Consider the following 15,376-nt stretch of genomic DNA (forward strand, 5'->3'; position numbering starts at 1 on the left):
TTCAGGGCAGGTTTAAGAATGACGATGCAAGTTTTTTAAAAGTCTGCTTTTAAAGAAGCTTCAATAAGAGCCGCGAACTCTTCTAAAGGTACAGGGGGACTGTAATAATATCCCTGCATAACCTCGCAGCCTAGCTCGCGCATGTAGTTGTATTGTTCCGGTGTTTCAATCCCTTCAGCAACTGTTGAAAGATCGAAACTTCTAGCCAGAGACATTATAGCTTTAACCAGTTTCTGGTCTGATTTGTTGTGGGGCAGTCCTGCAACAAATGACTGATCTATCTTCAAAGTATGCATGGGCATGTTTTTCAGATGTGATAGTGAAGAGTAACCAGTACCAAAGTCATCAATGGATAAGGTTATGCCAAGTTTATCCATCTTTTCCAGAATTGTCTTGGTTTGTTCAATATCATCCATAACTGTTGATTCGGTTATTTCCAGCTCAAGACAACTGGGGCATATTGCTGTCATGGCAATAATGTCCATAATGTTTTTCATCAGCTGCTCTTGCTTAAACTGGCGTAAGGATAAATTAACCGAAACTTTTAAATTGGTACCGAATCTTTGGTTAAGTTCTACAGTATCTAAACAGGCTGCTTCAAGTACCTGCTCTCCGATAGGTACGATCAAGCCGGTCTCTTCAGCCAGTGGAATGAATTCTGCGGGAGAAATAATAGTTCCATCCGGTTGTATCCATCGTATAAGAGCTTCCATGCCGACAATTGTATTGTCATGCAAATTCACCTTTGGTTGGTAGTACACGGTAAAACCGTTGTCGCTGGCTGTCTGCCTTAGCTGGTTCTCCATTGAGATCCTGCGGAGTGCTGACTCAGTAAGGCCCGGCGTAAAAAGATGATATCTGTTTCGTCCTTCTTGTTTGGCTTTGTTCATGGCTGTGTCAGCATTTCTCACCAAAGAATAAGGGGTCTTCCCATCCTCAGGATATAGGGCGATGCCGATAGAGGGGGTGATGGTGAATTGATGGGATTCAACAGTTAAAGCTTGTGCAAATAAGTTGATAATTGTGTCTGCCATTACCGCAGCGTCATGCTTGTCCTGTAGGTCCTTGAGCATGATAACAAATTCGTCTCCTCCTATACGGGAAACGGTATCTTTTTCATCTATAAATTCTCTGATTCTAGCTGCAGCTTGTTGCAAAACTGAGTCGCCGATGACATAGCCAAGAGAATCATTAATGTTTTTAAAATTATCTAGGTCTATAAATAGCAGGGCGATACAGCTCTTTCTGTCATTTGACGACGCTATAGCCTTACGTATGCGGTCAATGAGCAATGTCCGGTTGGGAAGTCCGGTAAGGGCATCATGATATGCCTGATGTTGTATTTTTCTTTGGCTGGCTTTTGCTTCAGATATATCTCGAAATACGGCAATATAATTAACCACTTCTCCTTTGACGTCGGTGATGGCTTTTATTGAAATCCATTCAGGAAAAACTTCACCGTTTTTCCTACGGTTCCAGATTTCACCTTCCCACATCCCATTTGTTTTAATAGATTTCCATACTCCTTTATAAAACGAAGGCTTATGGCGGTTCGATTTAAGGATGCTGGGATTCTGCCCTATCACTTCCTCTTCAGAATAACCTGTGATGTGAGTGAAGGCGTCGTTGATGTATCTAATATTGTTGTTGCTGTCAGTTATCGTCACTCCTTCTGAGGAATGTTTGAATACTGCAGTTGCAAGTTTAAGCTGTTCTGTCTGTTGATCGACTGTAATTTTTAGTTGGTCTTTAGCCTTACGAAGTTCTTCTTCGGTTTCTTTATGAGAAGTAATATCTCTACCGATACAGTTGAACCATAGAATTTTCTGTTCAGAGTCTTTGACGGCAGTTATTGTCCACAACATATAGTAAAAACTACCGTTTAGGTGCATTTGTCTATTGATATATGAAAAGTTTGTGCTTGGATCTTTCTGCCATTTATTAAAGTCTTGAGCAGTTGTTTCTTTGTCTTCAGGGTGAATAAAATCAAATATTGAAAGTCCGACACATTTTTCAGGGGGAAGACCAAAATATTTTTGCGCAGAAGGATTAACGTATAAGAAACGACCGTCAGTATCCACTTGCGTAAAGAGGTCGTCAGTATTCTCAATGAAGTCCTTAAATGCGAATCCTTCTTCAGAGAAAAGTGGACTGATTTTTTTCGAGTTGTTTGATTTCATAATCATAAATTACAAATGCTAGTGGTGTTTTTTGTCCTGATTTCTAGGATGTATGAACTAAACTCCGCAGAAATTATGTGGTTCGATTCATGCTTGTGTCAAGGATGGATTGGGATAATCAATACTAGCGCAAAGAGGTGAATGTTTTGCAGGATAAATGCGGGGTGAGGATGTGTTAAGGGTCTAAAATAATGTGTATTTTACGGCTTCTGGTGAGAGGGGGGTATTCGCTGTCAACTACAGGTTAATGGCGACAGCTGCGATATCATCGTGGGTTTTGAAGCGGGGGTAAGTGCAGCAGTTGAGATCGGTGGTCTCAATGCTGCGGATATGGTCTCGGAGCCCCTTAAGTCCGGACTGACGGAACAGGTCAACCTGTTCGCTGTATGCGCGCTCTTCCCATGGTTTTTCGTTGGGCATGAGTAGGCCGTCTGTAAACAGAAGAATGTTACTTACATTAGTCAGGTCATGGTTTCCGGTTTTGAGAAAATTTATTGCTTCAGGTTCGCCGTTGAAAACGCCGTAATCAAGATTCATGCGGCAGCGGACTTTTGCAATTTGGTCATGCAGGGCCACTCCGATGGGTTCCTCTGTGGACGGGCCTACTTCCTTCCACATGCTCAAGGTTTCCATATCCTGATCCGCGCACTGGCAGAGGAATTCAAAATCACCGTTTTCGTAGATGCAAACTATCCGGCAATCTCCTATCTGAGCCCATTCCAGCATGTTGCCCTTGACGCGGACAACCGCTGCGCTGGTACTCCAGAGGTTTTTTTTGCTGGATAGATTGACCTCACGCTGAACCATTTCCTGTCTGATTACCCGATTGGCCCTTTCCGCAAGTTCCTGCATGGTTCCGTGATTCTTGCGGAATTCTTCTCCGGCAAGGTTGGAAGCCAGAAAGCCGCCTGTGTGACCATTTTCGTAAGTCTCGGAGGTCAGGCTGGTGGCACCGTCAAACACACCGAAAAGATTGTCCTCCATGACGAGGCAATCTTCGTTAATGGCGCCGGTGCCGTGCTCTATAAGTGACTCTACCTGCATCTTTGTCCCATAGCAGGAATTCAAAAACCATATCAAATAGCTAAGTTCTATTGCTTTAGCTTGTATCTATCGAGGTGTTCGATATTAATGCAGGGCTGTAGTCAATGATGAGAAGGGATATTGACCGGATCATGAAACATGCCTATGCCTTGGATATGAGAATCCTTCATCTTTTAAGCCAGATTCCCGATGCAACCGGGAGCGGTAAATATGTGCAGGAAATGATCCTGCAAAGCCTGAATAACGGGTATGAGCCATTTCTTGTGGCAGGAGTGCCCAAGGGTTTCAAACTTGAAGATACGCCGCTTGCCGGAGTGATCGCCCCGGACCGTTGCCTGTTTGTACGTTTTGAAGACCGGGATCTGGACTTTAAGGTGGTCGGTATGAGCGATGTCATGCCTTATCCCAGCAAAGTCTGTTCAGAACTGGGACCGGAGGAAGTCGCTGCATATCAAAAGGTATTCGGAAAGGTTGTAGCCAAGGCAGTTAAATCGTTTTCACCGGACCTGATCCATTCAAACCATTTGTGGATGGCTACCGCCGCAGCCAGACGTGTCGCGGCGGACATTCCTCTGGTCACAACCTGCCACGGCACATGTTTGCGACAGCACATCTTATGCCCTGATCTGGGACGTTCCCTGCTGTCTGATCTGGCAGGCATTGATCGAATAATTGCTTTGTTTGAACAGCAGAAGCAGGAAATTTTAGAGCTGTTAAATCTTCCTGAGGAACGGGTGGCAACTATCAGCGGAGGATTCAATCAGCAGTGCTTTTATACATGCTCTGATGAATCGGGTCAGGGAACAGTGCAAATCCTTTACGCAGGCAAGCTCAATCGGGCCAAAGGAGTTCCTTGGCTGCTTCGTTGTCTGGCTGAACTCGATGACCTGCCGTTCCATCTGCATTTGGTGGGCGGGGGTAGCGGCCCAGAAAAGCAGCAATGCTTGGAACTTGCCGCTCAACTGGGTGACCGCGTTACAGTGCATGGTATTCTTTCGCATCAGGAGCTTGGAAACCTGATGCGTTGCGCTAATATTTTTGTCCTGCCCTCATTTTTCGAAGGACTCCCGCTGGTCCTGCTGGAGGCATTGGCCTGCGGCTGTCGCATAGTGACCACGGATTTACCCGGAGTTAAGGAATTGTTCTCCGGGCAATCACAGCAGATGGTTCGTATGGTTCACCTTCCACCATTACAGACAATTGATTCCCCCCGTCCTGAAGATGAACCTTTGCTGGATAAGCTGCTTCAAGAAACTCTCGCGGCCAGCATCAGCGAAGTGCAGGAAAACGCAGAACCTGACTTTACCGCAATTACAAATCTTACAGCCCCTTACACATGGACTAATATTTTTCAGCGGATTGCGGCTGTCTATGATCAGGCTCTTGCGCGATAATTATTCTACAGAATCCGGTGATCCGGCCAGAAACATCCCGCCAAGTACCAGTGCTGCTCCTCCGTATTGAATCGGAGTGAGTGTCTCGCCGAGAATCAGGAACGCAAGGGCGAGGGTTGCCACCGGAATAAGGTTGGAGAAAAGGATCACGTGTGCGGCCTTGATCCGGGTCAGTGCATAGTTGATTACGAAGTAGACCAGAAAGGTGATTCCCAGTCCCAGATAGACCAGTGCTCCGAATGCCTGCCAGTTCAGATTTTCCGGCATGGGGGACATTAGTGCCCCGGGCAGGAAAAGTATGGTGGCACCGAAGACCTGAATGGCCGATAGATACATGAAATGGTAGCGGGCTGCGAGGTGCTTTACGGTCAAGGCGTAGCAGGTGGCTGAAAGTACGGCGCAGAAGATAAAGAAGTTACCCAGCAGCGGATTGCTGCCGTGTTCATTGGCTTCCCCGAAAGCTGAAACTATGCCCACCCCGGCAACCGCGAACAAAATGCCCGCCATGCAGCGGCGGCTGATCTTTTCCTTGTAAACAAGGTAAGCACCGATTGCCACGGTCATGGGGGTGCAGGCTACAATCATTCCCCCCTGTGAAGCAGAGGTGTACTGCAGTCCCAAGGTCTCAAAGGTGAAGAGCAGGAAAGGCTCACACAGGGCGAGGAGCAGGAGCATTTTCCAGTCGCCTTTCTGGTACGAAGGCTTGGGAATACGCGACCAGAGTATGAGATAAAGCAGGGAAGCAAAGAGAACGCGGCCCAGTAGAATCTGTTCAATGGTGAAGAATTCCTGCGCCATTTTGAGGACGATGAATCCGCCGCCCCATAGAATGTGGACTACGGCAAGGGCTACAAGAAGTAGGGATTTAGACATGAGAAATCTCCTGAGCGGCTACGGTCGCCTTCAGTCGTTAAAAATGTGGATATGAAAATTTGATAAGGCGGACCGCAGAACTGCGGTCCGCTTTTTTATGGAGATGTGATTAGAAAATCCACTGCCAGTAGGTGGAGGCTACGATCCAGACCGCTACGGCTCCGCAGAGCATTCTGATCGCCATGATCAGCATCAGGTAGCGCATGCGCACGTATCCGGTAGCAAACATGATCAGAGCAGCGGCCAGTTCGTACGGGAAGAGGAACTGGTCCAGTCCGTAGAAGAAGCTGTAGAGCAGCGGTTTGATGTCCATGCCGAGAGTGGTGGCGATCTCAGCCAGCGGGATACTCAGCGAGGTCGCAGCAGCCACCGGGGTCAGGGCAAAGTTGGCGAGAATCCCGGTGCAGTATGCTAGCAGGGAGGAACCTGCCAGACTCTGGACATTCTCAAGGTAAGGCACAATTTTGCCAGCCATCCATGCCGGGATACCGAGGCTTCCGGCGACAATACCGATAGCCATGCAGCCGACAATGAAGAAGAGGATGGAGAACTGGACCTGAGCCACATCATCTTTCTTGAGCAGGTTGAAAAGCGGAGTAAAGCCCAGCAGGACAACGGCGCAGAAGGCATAGTAACCGGGGATACCGTGCAGGGTTTCAGTGGCGAATGCAGCAAGTGCCAGAGTGGTCAGTGCCAGAGTTTTCTTTTCGTCACGGGTGATGGAGCCCATGGCGGTGAGGTTTTCACTGGCATGCTCAAGGCACTGGTCCATGTATTTACCCAGTTCCTTGGAACCGAAGAAGTGCAGGATACCCACACAGGCAACGCCTACCAGAAGGGCAAAAGCGATGTTCTCGATAAAGAAACTCAGCCATTGAATGGGTACGCCCATATCCTTGACCATGAGCAGGCCTACGATACCGACGTTGTTGGGCAGGTAGTTGGTAGCCGGGACAGTGGCACCGAAGAAAGCAGCCATGATCAGGGTTGTGGCAGCCTTTGAGCCTTTATCCAGCTTCATTGCCGAGCACATGCCGGAAGCGATAGCCATGAACAGGATGGTTACGGTGATGACATCCGGGATGATGGCACCCACGGCGTAACCGGCAACAATCATGGCAATGTACAACCGCAGGGGAGTACGCCCGATGCGAGTGATTGCCAGCAGGGCGATGCGGTCGGAAAGCCGGGTCTTTTCCATGAGTACGCCGATGAGCATACCGCACATGACAACCCAGGGGATCGGGGTGGTCCAGCCGACAAAGGCAAGGTCCGGGGTCGCGACTCCGGTAACAATATAGGACATGAGCAGTAATACCGCTGTGGCGAACAGGGGCATGATTTCAAAGGCGAAACCGGCGATGGCAAAAATGGTTTCAAACCAGTAGAGAGCGATCTTGGGGTTGCCCGGATCGTTCATGATGTAAGCCCCGGTGGCGGCGATTGCAGCGACCATAGCCCATTTTTTTATTGTGTGCATTGCGTTGGTCATGGTTGTTCCTATGTACGAATATATCTTTCAGCAGCCAAAGCCGCAATTGTTCCGTCGGACATGGCTGTAGTTATCTGACGGTAGGCTTTATCGTTGATATCGCCTGCGGAAAAAACACCGGGTATGCTGGTTGCCATGTGTTCGTCAGTGATGACGTAGCCGTTTTTGGACAGCTTGATTTTTTCGGCAAAAAGTTCGTTGTTGGGATTCTGGCCCAGAAATACGAATGCGCCGTCTACAGGCACGGTTTCCTGCTCACCAGTAGATACATTTTCCAGTACTGCGGCCTTGAGTTCATCATTTTCAACAACGAGATCGATAACTTTGGTTTCAGTGCGGGCATTAACTTTTCCGGTGCCCAGCAGCTGATCCTGTGTCCCCTGTGCGGCAAAGAAACGGTCCATTACCTCAATAAGAGTGATGTGTTTAATGCCGAGGGTGATCATGTATAAGCTTTCGTCAAAAGCACTGTTTCCGCCGCCAACGACCAGAACGCGCTTGCCCTTGTATGGGCCGCCGTCGCAAATAGCGCAGTGGTGGACCTGATCGCATTCGGTGGGAACATCAAGGGGAATGGGCTTGCGTCCGGTGCAGATGATGACTGTTTTGGCTTTGAGTGTGCCTTCGTCTGTTTCCACGGTCTTCAGCTCACCTTCAAGGTCCATGCTTTCGATTTCGCAGACTTCTTCAACCTCAACTTCAAGGCTGTCCACATGGGCGCGCATCTTTTTCATCAAATCCATGCCGTGGATTGTGGGGTAGGATGGAAAGTTTTCTACAGTGTAAGTAGAGTTTACCAGTCCTCCGGTGATGTTTTCTTCGAGGATTACTGCTTTCAGTCCGGCGCGTGCAGCGTAAATTCCTGCGGTCATCCCTGCGGGACCGCCGCCGACAATCACCATATCGTATATTGTGCTTTCACTCATGATCTCTCCCGTTGCTCGAAATTGCTTTTAAGCAGAAGCGAAGAACGCTTTCATTTCTTTGGGGTTCATCAGGCCGCCTTTGCGGGCAACCATTGTTCCGCCCTTGATGACGAAGATGGTCGGTGCGCGTTCGGAATCAAGCTCAGCCAGTGCTTCAGGATTGGCTTCGCTGTCCAGTTTGAACAGGCTTACATCGGGATTTTTCTTGCTGAATTTTTCCAGCACCTTTTCCATATTTTTGCAGTGGGGGCACTGTTGCTTGTAGCAGATAAGCACACCGGATTCGGTGTCTGCCATGGTCTGGGCGTAGTTTGCATCGGTAAGTTCGGTAAACATGATTTCTCCAGTGAAATATTCTTATGGGCGGTCCTGATCAGCGGACCGCCCTTGAAGTTATTAATTAGGAAGTGCGCAGTTCGCCGATGACGAGTTTGAGCTTCTGGAGCAACTCTTCGGCTTTTTCGGGATTCTCTTCGGCAATGTTGTTCAGCTGGAAGGGGTCCTTGCGGCGGTCGTAAAGTTCGTTGTGCTGGGGCACTTCAATCTTTGCTCCGGCAGTGCAGGTCCACATGTCTTCAGACATTACCTTGTCCGCACCTTCCACGCAGTCGGCATTGTTCTTTTCATCTTCGCTGACCAGCCAATGTACGTAGCTGTAATCATCAGTGATGATGGACCATGACATGCCGTAGTAACCGGCAATGGCGTAATCGCGGATTTTGTCCACTTCGCCCTGCATCATGGGCAGCAGGCTTTCGCCCTGATAATCTTCTGCACCGAAGGTTTTCATGCCGTGATCGCTGACACCGTCTTCGGTATCAATCAGGCCGAGTACGTCCATGATGGTGGCGGTTACGTCCACGTTCTGTACAAAAGAGGAAATGCGCTGGCCGCCTTCAACTCCGGGAATGTGCATCATGAGAGGTACGTGAACCAGCTCTTCGTAAGGCCAGGGGCGGGATTTACGCATGATGCCGTGCCCGTGCTCGCCTTCGCCCATGGGCTGTCCGTGGTCGGACATGACTACTACCATGGTTTCGTCCATGAGACCCTGCTCGCGAAGGGAATCCAGAGTACGGCCTACCCAGCGGTCAACATCGGTGATTTTTTCCATGTACAGTGCGCGGATGTGTTCGCACTCGCGCTCAGTAATACGGCCTTCCACAGGAACCCAAGGAGCGAGCATGATGGGGTTGCCTTCGTACTCGGGGTCGTAGGGGCAGGGCTCACCTTTCCATACGGACGGCGGATCCCAAGGCTCGTGGGGATCAAATGAGTCGATCCAGAGGAAGAACGGGCGGTTCTTATCGCGGCGTTCTTTGAGCCAGTGGTCGGTACGGTTCATGACCTTGGCAACGTAGCTGTCTGCTTCGGTGCGGCGGTGCTGCTGCTGGCGCAGGAAGCAGCCGATTTCGTCCAGAAGCTGCGGGCTTTCGTCATCAATGTATTCGCCGTTTTCATCCCAGACCATGGTGGCGGAGGTGAAATCTTCGGGCTTGAGGGCCGGATCGAGAGGCTCGTTTTCAAAAGTGGTGTGGTCCAGTTCCTGACCGGGGCAGAAATCCACGTAATCGAAACCGCGAGAGTAGCCGAACTTGGCAAGTCTCATGGGAGCGGTGTCGTAAATGAGCGCGGTCTGCATGTTGCGGCCCCACATGATGTCGGTGATGGTGGTGTCATCAGCGCCCAGAGGCTGCCAGCCGCCGTAAGGGAGGGTGAAGCGTCCGGTCATGAGTGCACGGCGAACCGGAATGGTCGGTACGCCTTCGCTGTATGCGTTTTCGAAAAGAACGGACTGACGTGCGAAACGATCAAGATTCGGTGTCTTGACGGTCTCGTTGCCATAGCATCCGAGATAGTTGAATTGCAGGGTATCCAGCATGATGAATACCACGTTTTTGATTTTGCTTCTGTCAAAGGACATTGTGCAGCTCCTTGAAAAATGTTTGCGAAGAATTTGATTTCGCCTCGCGCTTTTTTTCACATATGGAGCAGGGAAGGGAAAAATTCTGTCTCATATGAGACAAAAAAACAATTGAGTTTAAATTTATTTGCACGGATCAGAAGAGCAATCCAGCGGGAAAGAGATCATTCTTAGAAATGATTGCTGATTATATCACAAGCTTAAGTGCTGGAAGAGCATGCCGCCAGCTTCGCGGGATAGGGCTTCAGGATCGAGAATTTCAAGGGTGGTTTTAGTGAACTTCCCGATAATGCCCTGCTGACGCAGGGCCTTGATCACACGGCAGAGCGAACTGCGATGGACACCGAGGGTAGAGGCAAGGTCACTTTGAGTCAGTCCAGGCGAGAAAGATTCGGACTCACCGTTTTCCTGCCAAAGCTGGTACAAGGAGCGGCTGACCCGCGTACTTACTTCCAACAGGCCGGAATCAAAAAGCTGGGCAAAGAAAGCCCCGGCCTTGATACCCAGTGAATGGATCAGGTTGCAGGCCAATTCCGGGTTCTGGCGAAAGAAATCCTTGTCTTCAAGGATTGATTTGGGAAAGCGGGCCACAACGCACTCTTCCAGTGTGTGCAGGCTGTGACTTTGGAACAAAGAAGTGTGGATGTGCGAAACTTCGTTGAAAAGGGTACCCGGACCGATGCGCATGACCACCCGTTCCTGACCGCTTTCAGACAGGCAGGAAAGTTTGACAGCCCCTTTGAGCAGGAAAAAGAAATAGTCAGGATGGTTTGCTTCTATCTCATGATCTTTGGGCAGGGAGCTTTGTACCGCTTTATCAAGTACTGCTTCCCAGATGGAATTAATGCCTTCGATGCTGAAGAACGCTTTTTCCTGACGAAAGATTTTTTCTGTGCTCATGACGGCTTAATCTTTTTTAAATAGGGAAGATTTAAGGTCGAATCTGGCCAGCATTTTTTGCACTGCCACCCGTGACAGGCCGGAATTGCGGGCCGCTTCTGAAACATTGCCGCCGGTACGGGATAATAGATCACTGATGTAGCTTCTGCTGAAGCTATCCACCAGCTGCTGTTTGGCTTCTTTGTATGGCAGGGAAGACATGGAGTCACTTCCGGCATCAGCTGACATCTTACCTTCGGCCAAGTCTACAGCCAGCATGGTTATGGATTCCCCGGTGCTGAACACTGCCAGTTTGCGCATGGTATTTTGCAGCTCGCGGACATTGCCTGTCCAGCTCTGTGCGCTTAAGTGGCCTACTACTGCCGGGTCCAGCTCTTTTTCCGGCAATCCCAGTTCAATGCAGGCTTTTTGGGCAAAATACCGGGCCAGCAAAGGAATATCCCCGGTCCGCTGTTTCAGCGGCGGCAGATTTAAGGGAAGAACATTCAGACGGTGGTAAAGGTCTTCGCGAAAAGTCTTTTCAGATACCCGTTGCGGCAGGTCCTGATTTGTGGAGGCAAGAACTCTTACGTCTATGTTCTTGGAGGTGTCTGAACCAACAGGGCGGATTTCGCCTTCCTGCAATACGCGTAACAGCTTGGCTTGGGTTTCCAGTGGAATATCACCGATTTCATCGAGCAGGATTGTGCCACCGTCTGCACGCAGGAAAAGACCTTCTCGGTCATTGTCGGCTCCACTGAAAGCGCCCTTAACGTGCCCGAAGAGTTCACTTTCCAGCAGGTTTTCAGGGATGGCGGTGCAGTTGACCGTTACATAAGGTTTATCTGCACGGGAACTCAGGTCGCGGACCATTCCGGCTACCAGTTCCTTGCCTGTTCCGGATTCACCCATAATCAGGACATTGTAGTCTGTGCGGGCCACAGCTCCGATGGATTGCTTCAGTTGCTGCATTAGCGGGCTTTGGCCCAGCAAGCGGTCTTTGTGCTGTTCTATCTGTGCTCGCAGCAGCCGGTTTTCTTCAAGCAAACGGCTACGTTCGAGACCTTTGCTGATGACCCGGAACAGGTTTTCCTGCTCAATAGGCTTGGTTACGAAATCGTAGGCTCCGGCCTTGAGTGCATCTACTGCTGTCTCTACCGTTCCATGTGCGGTGAGCATGACCGCGGAAAGAACGTCATTTTGCGCTAGTGCTGTTTTTAAAAGCTCAAGACCGCTCATTCCGGGCATTTGCAGGTCGCTGACCATCAGGCTGATCTGCTGGGAATTGAGCACAGCAAGAGCCTGCTCGCCGTTAAAAGCTGCGAGTACTTCATTTTCGGGGAAGGCCACTTCAATCAGCCTTTTAATCCCCCGGGCAAAGTCTTCCTGATCATCAACTATCAGTATTTTCTGCTGGTTTGTTTCAACCATTACTTATCCTTAGCGGTGAGGGGAAATTTCAGGGTGAACACGGCGCCGGACAATTCTCCTTTGTCTTCATCACCGTTTTCAACTTCAATGGAACCGCCGATGTCGCTCATAAATCCAAATACCACAGCCAGCCCCAGCCCGGAACCTTTGTTTACTTCTTTAGTGGTGTAGAACGGGTCGAAAACATATTGCAAATCTTCTTGTGCGATACCGGGACCGTTATCCATAATCTTGAACACGACCTGTTCAGCCCCTTCCATAGCGAGGGATACTTTTAATCTGCCTTCATTTTCCGGCACTGCGTCAAGGCCGTTCAGAAGCAGGTTGGCAACAATATGCTCCAGTGCCTGCGGTTCAACATTGAGTTTGGGAACAGATTCATCAAGATCAAGGTCAATTCTTGCGCCCTGTTTGTCTGCCTGAATGCGGAAAACATCAGCGACTTCGCGGATGATCCCGGAAAATTCAGTCCCGGTTGTCGAAGAAACCTTTGGACGTGCAAAGTTCAACAGATCTTTAAGCACGGTCTGGGCTTGTCTGGTGTGCTTGAGGATGACTTCAATATCTTCTGCACTCTGTCCGCTGGCCCCTTTTTTCAAGAGTTCGGCATAGCAGAGAATTACTCCCAATGGATTGTTGATCTCATGGGCCAGTCCTGCGGAAAGCTTACCTACTGTGGCCATTTTTTCAGCCTGAGTCATCTGGGCCAGCATTTTCTTCTGGCTTGTTGTTTCATGGACGTAGACAACAACCCTGCGTTCATGCGGATTTTCCGTATGGTGAATTGGGTAGATATTGATGGCAAACGAACGTCCTTCAGGAAGGGATACTTCTCGTGAAAGGGCTTCGTTCATAAGCAATGATTTGGAAATACCGCAATTCGCTGAATCTCCCCAGCCTTGGCAGAGCAGGCTTACAACCCCTCCGTCTGTGATGCAGCCTTCGGACAGTTCTTCCCCAAGTTTTCGGGCGGACTCGTTGGCAACAATTGGGGCTCCAGTTCCGTCTGCAAGCAGAAGCGGGTCGCTGATGCCTTCGAAGATTGATTGCAGGTTGGTGTTGTGGCGCACAATACTGTTCAGAGCGGAAATACTGTCCGCCGCAATCCCAAGCTGGCGGCCGATTGCTCGTAATATTCCACGGTCTTTTTCACGGAAGGATGAGCCTTCCTTGCGGAACAGGCAGAGCAGGCCTTCGGCACTTCCTGACGAAGATTCCACGGGAATATAGGCCCGGTCATCAAGGATGAGTGAAACCGAATCAGTCAGCAGTTCAACCCAGTTGTCCGGAAGTTCCGGACGTTCCGGGGTTTCAGGTATGGAATAGAAATTTTTGCTGGAAAAAGTGCAGACGTAAGCTGTCCGTTCAAGATTAAATCTCTTGTGGATCAGGGGCAATGCCACTTTCCATAATTCTCCGCGTGACTGGCTGCTGCTTGATCCGGCCAGAAGCTGCACAAAGAGTTCTACATCTGACTGGCGTGCAGTGGCTTCCTGTTCAAGTTCCCCGGTCCTTTCCTCGACCATATGCTCAAGGTTGGAGGCGTAATCCTGAAGTTTTTGACGGGCATCGAACATGTAATCGCTGAGTTTTTCAATACCGCCGATCATCTCTCCTACTTCATCTTCCTGTTCCACTTCACGAAACAGGGCCACGCCTTTTTCATCACTGAAATTGCGGCGGAAGTTGGTGGTCAGGATGCGGATGTTGTTGGCTACGATGCGCTTGAAAAGCATATTGGTGGCACCAAGATAGAGAAGTACTGCCAGCAGGAAAACGCCTATGTAGCTCATGATGGTCTCTTGGATATGGGCTACGGATGCGCTGACCGGAAGTCCTACGAAATCAATGCCGCCGATACTGTCCTGCGTGTGATTGAAGCCGCGGTTGCCGTAAAGTTCAATCAGTTCCACCGGGGCATCTTCGATTTTGCCGTGACAGCGCAGGCAGCTCTTTTTGAATACTGCCGGACGGGCCATGACAAAATGCTTTTCGCCTTTGATATTTTTATAGCCTTCCCAAAGCTGTTGCTGCGGGTTTTCCCGGAAATATTTAATCAGCTCCAGTTCAATCCCTTTTGCTTCATAGGAGGGATTGCGGGATTTTTCAGCCACGCGGCGATAGGTGAAGGTTGACGGCTCATTTTCATCACGGGCCATGATATTGCGGGTTACAAATGAGGAGGACATGGCCTGAATAATGAATTTATCCGGCAATTCCTCGTACATCTGAGGGCGGAGTATGCCGCGTACGTAGTTCTGTACTGAATCTACCTGTCCGAAAACCATGCGCGCTTTTTCGCGTACAACGTTTTCGAGTACCTGGCTCATGTGTGTGGAGAAGCCCGCAAAAAGCACACCACCGATGACCAGAGAGGTCAGGATGAGGCTCAGCAGAAATTTGCTTTGAATGGAGTATGGTCTGGGAAGTTTCATATTTTGCCGCCTGTTCAGAACACTACAACCGGGATAACCGTTGTCAAGACCGTAATTCTTGACCGTTATCGCCTGCGATGGTTATTATCTTATTAAATGGGGTTGTCTTTTGGGCGGACTGATAAAGGGCAGGGGGAGCCATGAACAGTTTATTCCTTTTTTTTGCGGCGGTTCTGGCTGGTGTCATCAGTGCGGATATGTTTGTCCGGGGCTGGAACGGATTTCTTGAATGTGCTGCTTCTCTGGTTCTTTTTTTTCAAAAGAAAATTCCTGTTAAGACATTTCTGTCTCGCTTGGGTGGATCATGTCCTGTGACCATTCTGTGCTTTTTACTCCTTATACTCTGCTTTAAAGTTTATTTTTCCATTCTGGGATTCGGAGCCAGTGAGCTTGAACAGCTCGGCTTTTTCCTCGGAGCAGTTCCGCGCACCGGGTATTACCTGATCAGTGCAGGTAAGATGATAGATGGCATGTTCAAACCCTGATTCATAGAACCGGGCTCTACTCCGGTCCGGGACCGTGGGGCAGGTATTCCATGGAGCTGCGTGCGTTATGGTCTGCATGTCCCACTATTTCCACGTCTGTGTAATAAAATTCACCTGTTTCAATATCAGATTCGGTTACGAAGTCTGCCAGTGTGCGGAAGGCCGGGGTTGTGTCTATGAGCATGGGACCGGCTACAAAGACCATGGCCCAGATTACGGAACATGTGGCGAAGAAAGAAATAATTCTGAAGCCGAGTGTTTTATTTTCCATCATAAATTCCTCGTTTTAGGGGGCGGAGGGAAGCGACATGCG

At 49.5% G+C, this 15,376-nt stretch carries 13 protein-coding genes; 2 read left to right on the top strand and 11 right to left on the bottom strand.

The window, feature by feature from the left end; genetic code table 11:
• Positions 1-35 precede the first annotated feature (35 nt).
• Positions 36-2,186 carry a bifunctional diguanylate cyclase/phosphodiesterase gene (locus DESAL_RS02035; RefSeq protein WP_012765996.1) on the bottom strand — a complete coding sequence of 717 codons (2,151 nt, stop codon included), beginning with the start codon at positions 2,184-2,186 and terminating at the stop codon, positions 36-38.
• A gap of 231 nt (positions 2,187-2,417) precedes the next feature.
• Positions 2,418-3,224 carry a protein phosphatase 2C domain-containing protein gene (locus tag DESAL_RS02040; RefSeq protein ID WP_012765997.1) on the bottom strand — a complete coding sequence of 269 codons (807 nt, stop codon included), beginning with the start codon at positions 3,222-3,224 and terminating at the stop codon, positions 2,418-2,420.
• Positions 3,225-3,328: 104 nt separating this feature from the next.
• On the opposite strand from DESAL_RS02040, the gene DESAL_RS02045 reads away from it, so the two are divergent.
• On the top strand, positions 3,329-4,618 hold the full coding sequence (locus tag DESAL_RS02045; protein WP_245543776.1) for a glycosyltransferase family 4 protein: 1,290 nt from the start codon (positions 3,329-3,331) through the stop codon (positions 4,616-4,618).
• Here the strand turns inward: DESAL_RS02045 and DESAL_RS02050 are convergent, their stop codons facing one another.
• From DESAL_RS02050 to DESAL_RS02085, 8 genes are all read right to left on the bottom strand, one after another.
• Entirely contained in the window at positions 4,619-5,491 is an 873-nt protein-coding gene (locus DESAL_RS02050; protein WP_012765999.1) for a DMT family transporter, read from the bottom strand.
• 109 nt (positions 5,492-5,600) lie between these two features.
• Positions 5,601-6,983: an SLC13 family permease gene (locus DESAL_RS02055; RefSeq protein ID WP_012766000.1), complete on the bottom strand. Its 1,383-nt coding sequence runs from the start codon at positions 6,981-6,983 to the stop codon at positions 5,601-5,603.
• 8 nt (positions 6,984-6,991) lie between these two features.
• Positions 6,992-7,909 carry an NAD(P)/FAD-dependent oxidoreductase gene (locus DESAL_RS02060; RefSeq protein ID WP_012766001.1) on the bottom strand — a complete coding sequence of 306 codons (918 nt, stop codon included), beginning with the start codon at positions 7,907-7,909 and terminating at the stop codon, positions 6,992-6,994.
• A 27-nt stretch (positions 7,910-7,936) separates the two neighbouring features.
• Positions 7,937-8,245, bottom strand: a complete 309-nt coding sequence (locus tag DESAL_RS02065; protein WP_012766002.1) for a thioredoxin family protein — start codon at positions 8,243-8,245, stop codon at positions 7,937-7,939.
• 64 nt (positions 8,246-8,309) lie between these two features.
• Positions 8,310-9,833, bottom strand: coding sequence for a sulfatase family protein (locus tag DESAL_RS02070; RefSeq protein WP_012766003.1), 1,524 nt, complete (start codon positions 9,831-9,833; stop codon positions 8,310-8,312).
• Between the two features lie 192 nt (positions 9,834-10,025).
• Positions 10,026-10,733: a Crp/Fnr family transcriptional regulator gene (locus DESAL_RS02075; protein WP_012766004.1), complete on the bottom strand. Its 708-nt coding sequence runs from the start codon at positions 10,731-10,733 to the stop codon at positions 10,026-10,028.
• 6 nt (positions 10,734-10,739) lie between these two features.
• Complete coding sequence (locus DESAL_RS02080; protein ID WP_012766005.1) at positions 10,740-12,143, bottom strand: sigma-54-dependent transcriptional regulator; 1,404 nt, start codon at positions 12,141-12,143, stop codon at positions 10,740-10,742.
• Positions 12,143-14,578: a c-type heme family protein gene (locus tag DESAL_RS02085; RefSeq protein WP_012766006.1), complete on the bottom strand. Its 2,436-nt coding sequence runs from the start codon at positions 14,576-14,578 to the stop codon at positions 12,143-12,145. The genes DESAL_RS02080 and DESAL_RS02085 overlap by 1 nt, the downstream gene beginning before the upstream one ends.
• Before the next feature lie 140 nt (positions 14,579-14,718).
• Here DESAL_RS02085 and DESAL_RS02090 point away from each other — a divergent pair, with 140 nt between their 5' ends.
• Complete coding sequence (locus DESAL_RS02090) at positions 14,719-15,063, top strand: hypothetical protein (RefSeq protein WP_012766007.1); 345 nt, start codon at positions 14,719-14,721, stop codon at positions 15,061-15,063.
• 16 nt (positions 15,064-15,079) lie between these two features.
• Here the strand turns inward: DESAL_RS02090 and DESAL_RS02095 are convergent, their stop codons facing one another.
• Complete coding sequence (locus tag DESAL_RS02095) at positions 15,080-15,337, bottom strand: hypothetical protein (RefSeq protein WP_012766008.1); 258 nt, start codon at positions 15,335-15,337, stop codon at positions 15,080-15,082.
• Positions 15,338-15,376: the final 39 nt, after the last annotated feature.

Origin of the sequence: Maridesulfovibrio salexigens DSM 2638 (genome assembly GCF_000023445.1) — a bacterium.
Classification (GTDB): Bacteria; Desulfobacterota; Desulfovibrionia; order Desulfovibrionales; family Desulfovibrionaceae; genus Maridesulfovibrio; species Maridesulfovibrio salexigens.

Coding starts and splice junctions, on each gene's coding strand:
- DESAL_RS02035 (WP_012765996.1), bottom strand. CDS start 2,186: ATGATTATGAAATCAAACAACTCGAAAAAAATCAGTCCACTTTTCTCT.
- DESAL_RS02040 (WP_012765997.1), bottom strand. CDS start 3,224: ATGCAGGTAGAGTCACTTATAGAGCACGGCACCGGCGCCATTAACGAA.
- DESAL_RS02045 (WP_245543776.1), top strand. CDS start 3,329: ATGATGAGAAGGGATATTGACCGGATCATGAAACATGCCTATGCCTTG.
- DESAL_RS02050 (WP_012765999.1), bottom strand. CDS start 5,491: ATGTCTAAATCCCTACTTCTTGTAGCCCTTGCCGTAGTCCACATTCTA.
- DESAL_RS02055 (WP_012766000.1), bottom strand. CDS start 6,983: ATGACCAACGCAATGCACACAATAAAAAAATGGGCTATGGTCGCTGCA.
- DESAL_RS02060 (WP_012766001.1), bottom strand. CDS start 7,909: ATGAGTGAAAGCACAATATACGATATGGTGATTGTCGGCGGCGGTCCC.
- DESAL_RS02065 (WP_012766002.1), bottom strand. CDS start 8,245: ATGTTTACCGAACTTACCGATGCAAACTACGCCCAGACCATGGCAGAC.
- DESAL_RS02070 (WP_012766003.1), bottom strand. CDS start 9,833: ATGTCCTTTGACAGAAGCAAAATCAAAAACGTGGTATTCATCATGCTG.
- DESAL_RS02075 (WP_012766004.1), bottom strand. CDS start 10,733: ATGAGCACAGAAAAAATCTTTCGTCAGGAAAAAGCGTTCTTCAGCATC.
- DESAL_RS02080 (WP_012766005.1), bottom strand. CDS start 12,143: ATGGTTGAAACAAACCAGCAGAAAATACTGATAGTTGATGATCAGGAA.
- DESAL_RS02085 (WP_012766006.1), bottom strand. CDS start 14,578: ATGAAACTTCCCAGACCATACTCCATTCAAAGCAAATTTCTGCTGAGC.
- DESAL_RS02090 (WP_012766007.1), top strand. CDS start 14,719: ATGAACAGTTTATTCCTTTTTTTTGCGGCGGTTCTGGCTGGTGTCATC.
- DESAL_RS02095 (WP_012766008.1), bottom strand. CDS start 15,337: ATGATGGAAAATAAAACACTCGGCTTCAGAATTATTTCTTTCTTCGCC.